We start from the raw sequence: 10,640 nt of genomic DNA on the forward strand, positions 1-10,640 counted from the left end.
GCCGAGGAAATGAGAATGTTTGAGAATGTCAGGTTCGGCGGAGGGCTCAAAATGTTGGACGTCCCTGGTGGCACCGTCAACGTTGATGGTTATGGCCATGTGCTCGTCCACAGTGCGGGTATGCTCGGTGAACTGACGCCGAATAATGGAGCTGCCTGGGTCGACGCCGAGACCGGCAATGTTGCGGTTGGGAGAGGCGCAATTTTGACCGTCGGCGAACATGGCGTAACGCATGATCTGGTCGTGGATGGCGGCTATGCCTTCATTCATGGATTAAGCGGCAATACGATTGTCAACACTGGCGGGAGTTTGCATGTCAGGGAAGAGGGCCGGATCGGGGTTCTCGCCATGAATGGCGGCAACGCATTTGTGGATGGAAAAGCCGGGAATGCCTTGATCGGTGGCGGGTGGTTGAATGTTGGTACCAAAGGTTCAGTTGAAAATGTGCTGATGGACAACGGAGGCGCATTCATTAATGGCGTCAGCCGCGATATTCAGGTCAATAACGGCGCGCAATTGAGTGTTCGTTCCGGCGGTGTGAGCCGCGATGTTCTTGTCAATGGTGGCACGGCCTTCATTGAGGGAAACAGCCGGGACGTTGCAGTCGGCCCCGGCGGTTCGCTTCTAGGCAATGGCACGGTGCGCGATCTGAGAGCGCTGGCCGGTGGCACCGTTGCTCCGGGAAATCCGGTCGGCACGCTGCATGTGTTGGGTGATGCAACCTTCGACAGGGGCAGTATTTTCGATGTCGAAATTGCGCCGGACAAAAGCCGTTCGGATCGTTTGACCGTTGCCGGCGATGTCACGCTTTCGGGCGGCCGCGTAAACCTGCGGTTTGCAGGTCAGGACGCGCCCATGAGTGCACAGCAGATGCATGATTTGTTTCTCGGCCACTATACGATTCTAACATCGGACAAGCGCATCAGCGGCGCTTTTGAAGCCATCACCCCGCAATATAATTATATCTCTCCCTCCCTGACCTATGCCGCCGATGGCAGTGCCGTGGCTGTTGGCTTTGATTTGATTGATCCGGGCACCGGCAAGCCTTTGCAAGGGACGACGGATGAGCAGCCGCAACCCGGCGGCCACCCGGATGGCGGTGCAAAGCCTGAGACAGACCAGTCGAAAATGCAGCGCATCGAGGCAAAGGTGAAGAATATTGTTCTCGCGGATGCAACCTCCCCCAACCAGAAGAGTGTAGGCGAAGCCATAAAGCAGCTTGATCTTGGCGATCCGCTGCTGGGCGCCGTGCTCTTCTCCAGCAGAGTTGAGGTTTTGAATTACGATGCGCCTTCGGGCGAAATTTACGCCTCGGCGCGCAACGTTCTGGCCGAAGATGGCCGCTTTATCCGCGATGCGGCCAATAGCCGGATCAGGGCAGCATTCACCGATGCCACAGGCTATAATGTTGCGCTGACGGAACGCACGGCCAAAGGCCCGGCGGTTGGGTTCAATTCAGCTGTTCCCACCACGGATTTGTGGGGCCATGCCTATGGTTCATGGGGCCATGCGCAGAGCGATGGCAATGCCGCCGCCTTTAGCCGCAACACCGGTGGCATTGTCACCGGCGTGGACGGCAGGATTGCGGAAAAATGGCGGCTGGGCGTGCTTGCTGCCTATGGCAACACATCGCTGCATGGAGCCCAGTCTTCCGCCTCCGCCGATAGCTATCAGCTGGGTGTCTATGGCGGCACGAAGATGGATGCGCTGACCTTGAGCTTCGGCGCCGGTCTTGCCCATCACACCATCGATACGAACCGCAAAGTCCGCTTTGGCCATACTGCTGAAACCGACAGCGCATCCTACGCCGCCAATTCGGTGCAGGTGTTTGGCGAGGCGGCCTATCGCATTGATACGCCTTACGTGACGTTCGAACCCTTTGCCGACGCAGCCTATACCCACCTCAAAACTGACGGGTTCAAGGAAACCGGCGGCATTGCGGCCCTGTCAGGCGCATCGGCCACCACGGATCTGACCACGACCACCCTTGGGCTGCGAACCTCCTACAGCTTCGCTTTAAGCGAAAAGACCATGCTGACTGCCCGCGGCATGGCCGGGTGGAACCATGCCTTTGGCGATGTAACACCTGACGCGTCCATGGCGTTTGCCCATGGCAGGGCCTTCTCGATCAAGGGTCTGCCCGTGGCGCGGGATACGGCGCTCGTCGAAGCTGGCCTCGACTTTGATATCGGCAGTGCCACCACTATCGGCGTCAGCTATACCGGCCAGTTTTCCAACCGCAGCCATGACAATGCCCTCAAGGCCGATCTGACTATCCGGTTTTAGGACCGATGCAGAAATACCGCCCGCCGGGGGAAACTCCGGTGGGTATGCTTCAAACAGTCGGGCATTTTTCGCGTTGCGGAATTTATTGCTGCAAGCCGGGATAGGCCCAAAGCCCCGAGACGCGCATCAGATCGCGATAGATTACCAGCCGTTCATCCGCTGAAACCTTTGCCGCGTCCTCCAGTGTCGGTGCATCAAGCGCCACGACAGGCGTAACATTGGCGCCAATATCATATTGCTTCAGCGCATCTTCGAGCAGCGTGCGGGCACGGCGCATATGGCTGGAACTCGTCACCAGAATAACGCTGTCCGCCGTATGACGCTTCAGGAGATTGGCGACGTTGAGCACATTGCCGACCGTATCCTTGGATTTGTCCTCAATGAGGATGCGATCGCGGTCAACACCCTTTTCCACCAGCCATTTGGTCATAAGATCACCCTCGGTGACACCGGCCTGCGGCTGGCCGCCGGTGACCATGATGCGCGCCGTAGGGTTCGCCTGCGCGGCTTTCAGCGTTACATCCAATCGGTCGAGCAGCGGCTTTTCCATTGTGCCGTCCTTGGCCAGCGCATAGCCAAGCGCCACGATCATAACCTTGCCCTTGAGTGCCGGAATATCGGCATTGGGTTTTTCCGCAATGATCTGTTCGGCGCGCACAAAACGCTGGCGGTAGGCTTCTGCCTTGTCACGGTCGAGCCCTGAAAGCGCCTGATGGGCAAGGGTCGAGCCCGTCTCGTCATTGCCAATACGGGCGAGTGCCTCGATCCAAGCCTGCGCATCGAAGGAGGTCGGGTCCTTTGCCAGAATGTCTTCATAGGTGGCGCGGGCTTCGGTGACTTTCTTTTGCAGGATTTGCGAAGAGGCCACGGCAAAACGGAAATTCATCTGTTCGGGCGCAAGTTTCGAGGCTTCGGCAAAGGATTGCTCCACCACATCATAGCGGCCATGCAGGGTGATACCCTTGAAAATCTCCGCTTCCGCCTTTTTGACGTCGCCGCCACTCCAGTAATACTGCATGCCAGTATCGACCAAAGTCTTGATACGCTCGGCATTTTGCGGGTCAAAGGCGAGGGCAGGCAGCGAAACCCCAAGGGCGAGAAGGGCGGCAGTTCCGGCAATGATCAGGCGTTTCATGGGAGCTTTCTTTGCGGCGTTGGATGTTTTTTCTAAGGATAGGTTAACCGGCGAAATGGTTTTTGCAATCGGCGAAAATCGGATGTTTTTTGAAATTGTGCTGTTCTGTTCATCCTCTAGCACCCCTATATGAAATCCGTACTACAATCCCCCCGGAGTCCTCCCCATGTACGTTGTCTCGCTGAATTACGTCGCCCCGCTTGAAGAGCTTGATGCGGTTATCGATGGGCATATCGCCTTTCTCGACCATCACTATGCATCCGGGACATTTCTGGCGTCGGGCCGCAAAGTGCCGCGCACCGGCGGTGTGATCCTCGCCAGAAGCGAGAGCGAAGAAGCCTTGCGCACAATTCTGGCCGAAGATCCGTTCTGGCAGAAGAAACTGGCGACCTATGATATCCAGCAATTTGTGGCGACCAAGGCGCAAAAGGGGCTGGAAGCGCTGCTCGACTGATCAGAGCAGCGGCGAACAGTTGGCGCTTTTGAGAAAAGCGTCAACCTGCGCTTTCCACGACTGATCAGGCACAAAGCCGCGCACCACAACAAAGCCCTCATCCATATCCGCTTCGATCAGCACCGAATTGGCCGCTGAAACGGGCTTGGTCTTGTTAAGCTCGATCATCTGCAAGGGCCGTGCGACCACAAGATCGAGCTGATCTGCAATGGCGGTGCGGTCGTTGATCGAATAAATATTCTCGCCCTGCCGGTTATAGACCGAAATCGACCAGTAAGGCGCCGTGCCAAGACCGGTAATGTGGGCTGGAAGGTCTGTGATATCGAAGCGGCAGGCCACCGCCTCAAACAGCGGATCAAGCGCCAGCGGCACTGTTTCCTGTGTGGCTTGCCGTACCACCGGGTGAAACGCCCAGTCCTCGCCATAATCAGAGATGCGCGACCACGCATTCCGATCGGAATAATAGGGCACGAGCAGCACCACGGCGACATGGACAAGACCGGCGCCAATCAGACCAAACAGCAGGGCGCGGAGGAATTTACCCATCGCAGCTCACCTTTTTGACCGTGGGGAAGGTCATATCGACCAGACCGGAATTGCTGCCGACGGGGGTGTCGTAAAGCGTCATAACCAGCACCATGCGGCCATCGCCTGTGGTGGCAAGCCAATTGCCTGTTTGTGCCTTCGGCGAGACATTGACGACGAACTTGCCGCTTTCGCTGCGGAAAATCTGGCGCGAATGCAGAGCTGGCAGCCGGTCCGCACCCGGGTCAAGCGGTATAAGCGCCAGATCAGCAGGATAGAGCGTCCAGAAGCGGGAATTGGGGCTGTTGCCGTCAATAGTGTAGGTGCATCGGCGGTTGAGAGCTTGGCCTTGATCATCACGATAGGCATAAAAGGCAAGACCTTCCGCACTGCCCAGCGGAAACGCCCCCTCGCGCGCTGCCCGCGCCTTGGCGTAGGGGTCAGACTGCGGGGTGCCCGCATCGGGATAGCCGGTCCATTGGCCAACGGTCAGCGTGCCGAAGCCGTCGAAGCGGTTGACGGCATACCACGCGCTCAGCGTTCCGCCGCCAACGGCGATCACAAGGGCAATGAGGACGAGGAGCACATTTCGAAGCATAGCGTCAGGACTACACGGGAGCGCTGGTCATAAGCAAGCACTGCGCGATCAAAGCGCAGAGACTTTCGCTGGCAGAACGGGCAGTTTCAGTTCCGGTGCTTCCTTCAGGGCCTGACCAATCTCACGTAAGGAGGTAACGGTCGCATTGGACAAAACGCGCGGACGCTCTTGCGCCTTGAGGGCATCAATATCGTCACCCGTTGCCGGTTTGGCTGCTGCAACCTTCTCCTGTTTCGGCATGGTGGGATCAATGCCCGGAATGGCCTTCAGATCGATATTCTGATGGGCATAATTCATGAAGCGCTGCCATGTCATGGCGGGCAGGATGCCGCCGGTCAATTCCTTGGTCGGGGTGAAATTATCATTCCCGAACCAGACGGCGGCGGTGTAATTGCCGGTAAAACCGACAAACCATGCATCGCGATAGCTCTGCGTGGTGCCGGTCTTGCCCGCCACGCGCGTCATTGGCAGGGCCGCGCGCCGTCCGGTGCCCCATTCGGGCACCTGCGACAGCATGATGTTCATATTGAATGCAGCCTTTTCCGTAAGGGCGCGATGCGGCTTATCCCCGTCGGCCTTCCAATCCCAGAGAACCTTGCCGTTCTGGTCGCTCATCTGCGTGACGGCATGGCGTATACCGGCAATGCCGCCGGTGGCAAAGACATTATAGCCCGTTGCCTGATCCATGACGGTCATGCCTGATGTGCCGAGCACCATGGTCTTGTGCGAACTGATCACCGATTCCACGCCCATGGCCTTGGCCAGCGCTACGATAGGCGCGGTTGTCAGATAGTCCTTGGCGAGGCGTACAGGAACCGTGTTGATCGATTTGACCAGCGCGGTCGTCAGGTCGATCTGACCGAGATATTGACGGGAATAGTTCTGCGGCGACCAGTTGCCCCACGAAACAGCACCGCCCGAGATCATCGTCTTGGGTGTCATGCCCTTTTCCATGGCAGCAGCATAGACATAGGGTTTGAACGAGGAACCCGCCTGACGCAGCGCTGCGGTGGCGCGGTTGAACTGGCTTTCGCCATAGTCGCGGCCACCGACGATTGCCCGTACGGCACCATTGTTTTCGAGCACTACGACGGCAGCCTGCGTGACTTTATATTCCTTGCCGAACTGGCGCAGATGATATTCAGCCGATTCTTCGGCGGCTTTCTGGATGCCCGTATCAAGCGTCGTGCGCACCACCAAAGTGTGGGAGGGCAGTTTCTGGCCAACGCGGCGCACCTCGTCAAACGCCCAGTCGAGGAAATAATCAGGGCTTTCGGACCGGCCGCGATCCACAACCGTTGCGGGATTTCGCCGGGCACCAACAACCTGACCTTCAGTCATCAAACCGCCCTGCACGAGATTGCTGAGCACAACATTGGCGCGCGCACGGGCAGCAGGCAGATTGACATGCGGTGCATATTTGGCCGGAGCCTTGAACAGGCCTGCGAGCATGGCGGCCTCAGCCAGATTGACATCCTTGATGCTCTTGCCGAAATAGAATTCGGAGGCTGCCGCAATGCCGAATGTACCGCCCCCCATATAGGCGCGGTCGAGATAGGTCTGCAGGATTTCCTTTTTAGAAAGATTGGATTCCAGCCACAGCGCCAGAAAGGCTTCCTTGATCTTGCGATCAAGGCTGCGCTCATTGGTCAGGAACAGGTTTTTCGCCAGCTGCTGCGTGATGGTGGAACCACCCTGAACCACGGAATTGGCACGCAGATTTTCCGTCATGGCGCGGGAAAGGCCAAGAAAATCAATACCAAAATGGTCGAAGAAGCGGCGATCTTCCGTCGCAAGAACAGCCTTGATCACATGGTCAGGCAATTCATCGATGGGAACGGCGCTACGATGCAGAATACCCCGTTGGCCGATCTCGTTGCCGTAGCGATCAAGAAAGGTAACGGCAAAATCGTCGCGCGTGCGCCAGTTCTTTTCGGTATCATGGAAGGCAGGAATGGCAAGCGTCAGCATCACGACGGAACCGGCGGTGCCCCAGGTAAAACCTTCACTGAGCACCTCCACAACCGCGCGCCGCCAGCCTGATACGTGGAAGCGGCGGAAGAAAATGGTTGTATCTTCCCAGAATTCGGCAAGGCGGAAACGCAACTCGTAGAGTGACGAATCAATCCACGCATCAAGTCCGAGCAGGGGCGAGACCTTGAATCGCTTGGGTTTGTTCTTGGCCAGAGTGTCTTTGGCCCGAGGCTCGTTCATCATGCCAATCTCTTGTCTGCCTGTCGTCAGCCAACGTCTTCTCGCGAAGATATGGTGTAGCCGATTACGCTTAACAGCTTCTTATGATGGCCGTTATAAGGCTTGGGCAGTCCGTTTCATCCCTTCCTATCTTGAGGAAAAATCTAACTCTTTTTATTGGCATGCCACAAGGGGTAGGGGGATTCGCACCAAGATTTGATGGGTTTTGGGCTTTTAAAAATTCCGCCGAAAATTCCACTTGCAATTGTTTTGCGGCGATGGATTGCTGTGTTTTTGGGTTGGGAGAAAACAAGCATGTCTATTGAACATTGGCTGGCATTCGTCGCGGCATCGGCAATCCTTCTGGCGATTCCCGGACCAACCATTCTGCTTGTTATTTCCTATGCGCTTGGCCATGGCCGTCGCTTTGCCGCTGCAACCGTTGCGGGTGTGGCGCTGGGTGATTTTACCGCTATGACCGCCTCGATGCTCGGCCTTGGTGCGCTGCTTGCGGCCTCTGCTGCCATCTTCACTGTGCTCAAATGGATCGGTGCAGCCTATTTGATTTATCTCGGTATCAAACTCTGGCGCGCTCCAGTTGCCGATACCGCTGCGAGTGATACTCCCGAGACGAATGAAAGTGCGCTGCGTATTTTTCTGCATACCTATGTGGTGACGGCGCTGAACCCGAAAAGCATCATTTTCTTCGTGGCCTTCCTGCCGCAGTTTCTCGACACAACACGTCCGGTTTTTACCCAGATGGTGATCTTTGAAACGACATTCCTTGTGCTTGCGACACTCAACGCTGGCACCTACGCGCTGATGGCATCCATGGCGCGCCAGACTATCCGCAAGCCAAAAGTCCAACGCATCGTCAATCGCACCGGTGGATCGTTGATGATTGGGGCGGGCCTGCTGGCACTAGGCTGGAAGAAAGCCGCCTGACTATTCAAAGGTTTAAAAGAAAATAATCATATTTAGGAAAATAGTCCTTGACTGCGTAACGGAACTCCTGTAGGTTCTGGTTATCGTCAGAAATGTGTCCGGAGAATTCCACCGGCGAACGAACTGACCTTCCCAAGGATTATCCATGACAATGATGACGCGCGGCGAGCAATCGCTCTGTCGACGGCATTCCTATGATCTCTGTCGGCATTACGGAATTTCAACGGATGAAATGGCGCCGGTATTTGGGGTCAGCACAGCGGAATTTGAGCTGCTTGTCATCGATGACGGGCGGACGCTGCAATATCTCGAATGTCAAAATAGTGAACTTACCCTTATTCGCGATCTCATGGAGCTTCTGCGCAAGGAGCTGGGTCAGTTGCAACTAGGCGATGAAACGGCGTCGGCCAAGACGCGGCTGGATGCCTTGGCGCAACTGGCACGGACCATGGACCGGCTCAGTGAAATGCAGCAGAAGCGGACCGAACAGCAACGCTCCATCGTGATGTTGGGTCCGGATGAACTGCGTGAAGTGCTGGTTCGCATTGATGGAAGAATCCATGAACTTGCCCTATGCCGAGCTGATCAACTGGTGCGCCAACAATCTCAGCCCCATGCAGATACAGGCTTTGACCAATGAATGGATATTTCAGGGACGGGCCAGTCAACAGCCGCCATATCATGACTGGCGCACGTGGCTGATCCTTGGYGGGCGCGGTTCCGGCAAAACCCGCGCCGGAGCCGAGTGGGTCAACAGCATTGTGCATGGATTTCCGCCATTCAAATCGCCAGCCGCGCTCAACATCGCACTGGTTGGTGAAACCCTTGCGGATGTGCGCGAAGTTATGATTGACGGGCCGTCCGGCATCATGGCGGTGTCGCGGACTGAACGCCCGCGCTTTGAGGCAACGCGCCGACGGCTCATCTGGGCCAATGGCGCGACGGCGGCGATGTTTTCATCCGAAGATCCGGATAGTTTGCGCGGACCGCAATTTGGCGCGGCCTGGTGTGACGAGTTGGGGAAATGGAAACATGCGCAGGAAACCTGGGACATGCTGCAATTTGGTTTGCGGCTTGGCGACAATCCGAAGCAGGTTGTAACAACAACACCAAAGCCGACCGCCTCGCTGAAGGCTTTGATGAACGACAGAACTGTTTTGGTGAGCCGGATGCGCACCGCCGAGAATAATGCCAATCTGGCCCAGAGCTTTCTTGCGCATATGGAAAAGCTTTACGGTGGAACGCGGCTGGGACGACAGGAGCTAGATGGCGAACTGATTGAGGAGCGCCGCGATGCCCTGTGGTCGCGGACGATGATGGAAGAGATTTATCGTGCCGACATCCCGGAAATGCAAAGGATTGTTGTCGCAATCGATCCGCCAGCCAGCGCAACGCGAAAGTCCGACGCTTGCGGGATCGTTGCTGCAGGGGTCGATGCGGACGGTATGGGGTGGATACTCGCCGATGAGAGTTTTGGTCCGGCCAAACCTATTCAATGGGCCAAACGTTCCATCCAGCTGTTCTACAGGCTAGAGGCCGATCTGATCGTGGCTGAGATAAACCAGGGCGGCGATATGGTTGCCGCTGTTATCGCTGCTGAGGATAACACTGTGCCAGTTCGCGGCGTGCGGGCCAATCGCGGCAAAGCGCTGCGGGCTGAGCCCATCGCCGCATTATATGAACAGGGCAAGGTGCGGCACGCGGGCCGCTTTCCGGCGCTGGAGGATGAAATGTGTGATTTCACCCATGCAGGATTATCGAGCGGGCGTTCACCAGACCGTGTTGATGCGTTGGTCTGGGCTCTGAGCGAACTGATGCTGAAAAAAGAATCAAGCCCACGCATTCGCGTTGTGGGCTAAACCTCGGGTTGCTTGGAAAAGTGGAGAGATTATTGTAAGGTCTTGGAGTGGAGACGCGAGCTTTTGCCCGCGCCTCCTTTTCCTAGTGTATGAAATTGACCCGGATTACGAGGTACCAGCTCGTCCGGGTCTTTTTCATTTCCAGGGTGATRCTAAGTGGTAGATACCACATCATTCACCTCCAAGTTTGAGAGCAAGGCCATTGCTGTGGTCGGGAGGCCTATCGTCCCGATACACCGGCTGGMTCGRTGTTTMCTGCTTCGCYCTCAAAACTYGTTCYSGYTCAACACMWTGCCGGGTTTYTYGAACAGGTCCACGAATGCAGAGTTGTAATTGCGTTCGCTCTSGCGGAACYGGGTTGTCTTGAGACCGGGGAACTCAATTCCCGAATGGAGTGTCCACTCTGGGTTGCTTGGAAAGACCGGGAAATTATAGTAAGGTCTTGGAGTGGGACGCGAGCTTTCGCCCGCGCCCCTTTTCTTAGAACCTGAAATTGACCCGGATTACGAGGGACCAGCTCGTCCGGGTCTTTTTCATTTCTAAGGTGATGCTAAGTGGCGGATACCACATCATTCACCTCCAAGTTTGAGAGCAAGGCCATTGCTGTGGTCGGGAGGCCTATCGTCCCGATACACCGGCTGGCTC

At 56.5% G+C, this 10,640-nt stretch carries 9 protein-coding genes; 5 read left to right on the top strand and 4 right to left on the bottom strand.

Annotated features, from left to right (window positions below; genetic code table 11):
* Positions 1-51 precede the first annotated feature (51 nt).
* Positions 52-2,286: an autotransporter outer membrane beta-barrel domain-containing protein gene (locus AB4Y96_RS23180; protein ID WP_441920201.1), complete on the top strand. Its 2,235-nt coding sequence runs from the start codon at positions 52-54 to the stop codon at positions 2,284-2,286.
* An 82-nt stretch (positions 2,287-2,368) separates the two neighbouring features.
* On the opposite strand, the gene AB4Y96_RS23185 is transcribed toward AB4Y96_RS23180, so the two are convergent.
* The gene (locus AB4Y96_RS23185; protein WP_441920202.1) at positions 2,369-3,421 is read right to left on the bottom strand and encodes an ElyC/SanA/YdcF family protein; all 1,053 of its coding nucleotides are present in this window, start codon (positions 3,419-3,421) and stop codon (positions 2,369-2,371) included.
* Between the two features lie 166 nt (positions 3,422-3,587).
* Between AB4Y96_RS23185 and AB4Y96_RS23190 the strand changes: the two genes are divergently transcribed.
* Positions 3,588-3,875 carry a YciI family protein gene (locus AB4Y96_RS23190; protein ID WP_441920204.1) on the top strand — a complete coding sequence of 96 codons (288 nt, stop codon included), beginning with the start codon at positions 3,588-3,590 and terminating at the stop codon, positions 3,873-3,875.
* Here AB4Y96_RS23190 and AB4Y96_RS23195 read toward each other — a convergent pair whose 3' ends face one another.
* Genes AB4Y96_RS23195 through AB4Y96_RS23205 form a run of 3 tightly spaced genes read right to left on the bottom strand, consistent with a single transcriptional unit; the run spans position 3,876 to position 7,212 of the window.
* Positions 3,876-4,421 carry a DUF1254 domain-containing protein gene (locus tag AB4Y96_RS23195; RefSeq protein ID WP_091880585.1) on the bottom strand — a complete coding sequence of 182 codons (546 nt, stop codon included), beginning with the start codon at positions 4,419-4,421 and terminating at the stop codon, positions 3,876-3,878.
* The gene (locus AB4Y96_RS23200; protein WP_091880584.1) at positions 4,414-4,998 is read right to left on the bottom strand and encodes a DUF1214 domain-containing protein; all 585 of its coding nucleotides are present in this window, start codon (positions 4,996-4,998) and stop codon (positions 4,414-4,416) included. Before AB4Y96_RS23200 ends, AB4Y96_RS23195 begins: the two co-directional genes overlap by 8 nt.
* Positions 4,999-5,046: 48 nt before the next feature.
* Positions 5,047-7,212: a transglycosylase domain-containing protein gene (locus AB4Y96_RS23205; protein ID WP_441920210.1), complete on the bottom strand. Its 2,166-nt coding sequence runs from the start codon at positions 7,210-7,212 to the stop codon at positions 5,047-5,049.
* 294 nt (positions 7,213-7,506) lie between these two features.
* Here AB4Y96_RS23205 and AB4Y96_RS23210 point away from each other — a divergent pair, with 294 nt between their 5' ends.
* The 3 genes from AB4Y96_RS23210 (at position 7,507) to AB4Y96_RS23220 (ending at position 9,995) form a co-directional block, all read left to right on the top strand.
* Positions 7,507-8,136 carry a LysE family translocator gene (locus tag AB4Y96_RS23210; RefSeq protein ID WP_091881147.1) on the top strand — a complete coding sequence of 210 codons (630 nt, stop codon included), beginning with the start codon at positions 7,507-7,509 and terminating at the stop codon, positions 8,134-8,136.
* Between the two features lie 151 nt (positions 8,137-8,287).
* Positions 8,288-8,776, top strand: a complete 489-nt coding sequence (locus AB4Y96_RS23215; protein ID WP_441920206.1) for a hypothetical protein — start codon at positions 8,288-8,290, stop codon at positions 8,774-8,776.
* Positions 8,697-9,995 carry a DNA-packaging protein gene (locus AB4Y96_RS23220; RefSeq protein ID WP_441920208.1) on the top strand — a complete coding sequence of 433 codons (1,299 nt, stop codon included), beginning with the start codon at positions 8,697-8,699 and terminating at the stop codon, positions 9,993-9,995. The genes AB4Y96_RS23215 and AB4Y96_RS23220 overlap by 80 nt, the downstream gene beginning before the upstream one ends.
* Positions 9,996-10,640: the final 645 nt, after the last annotated feature.

The organism is Phyllobacterium sp. TAF24 (genome assembly GCF_052113785.1).
Lineage (GTDB): Bacteria > Pseudomonadota > Alphaproteobacteria > Rhizobiales > Rhizobiaceae > Phyllobacterium.

Coding starts and splice junctions, on each gene's coding strand:
- AB4Y96_RS23180 (WP_441920201.1), top strand. CDS start 52: ATGTTGGACGTCCCTGGTGGCACCGTCAACGTTGATGGTTATGGCCAT.
- AB4Y96_RS23185 (WP_441920202.1), bottom strand. CDS start 3,421: ATGAAACGCCTGATCATTGCCGGAACTGCCGCCCTTCTCGCCCTTGGG.
- AB4Y96_RS23190 (WP_441920204.1), top strand. CDS start 3,588: ATGTACGTTGTCTCGCTGAATTACGTCGCCCCGCTTGAAGAGCTTGAT.
- AB4Y96_RS23195 (WP_091880585.1), bottom strand. CDS start 4,421: ATGGGTAAATTCCTCCGCGCCCTGCTGTTTGGTCTGATTGGCGCCGGT.
- AB4Y96_RS23200 (WP_091880584.1), bottom strand. CDS start 4,998: ATGCTTCGAAATGTGCTCCTCGTCCTCATTGCCCTTGTGATCGCCGTT.
- AB4Y96_RS23205 (WP_441920210.1), bottom strand. CDS start 7,212: ATGAACGAGCCTCGGGCCAAAGACACTCTGGCCAAGAACAAACCCAAG.
- AB4Y96_RS23210 (WP_091881147.1), top strand. CDS start 7,507: ATGTCTATTGAACATTGGCTGGCATTCGTCGCGGCATCGGCAATCCTT.
- AB4Y96_RS23215 (WP_441920206.1), top strand. CDS start 8,288: ATGATGACGCGCGGCGAGCAATCGCTCTGTCGACGGCATTCCTATGAT.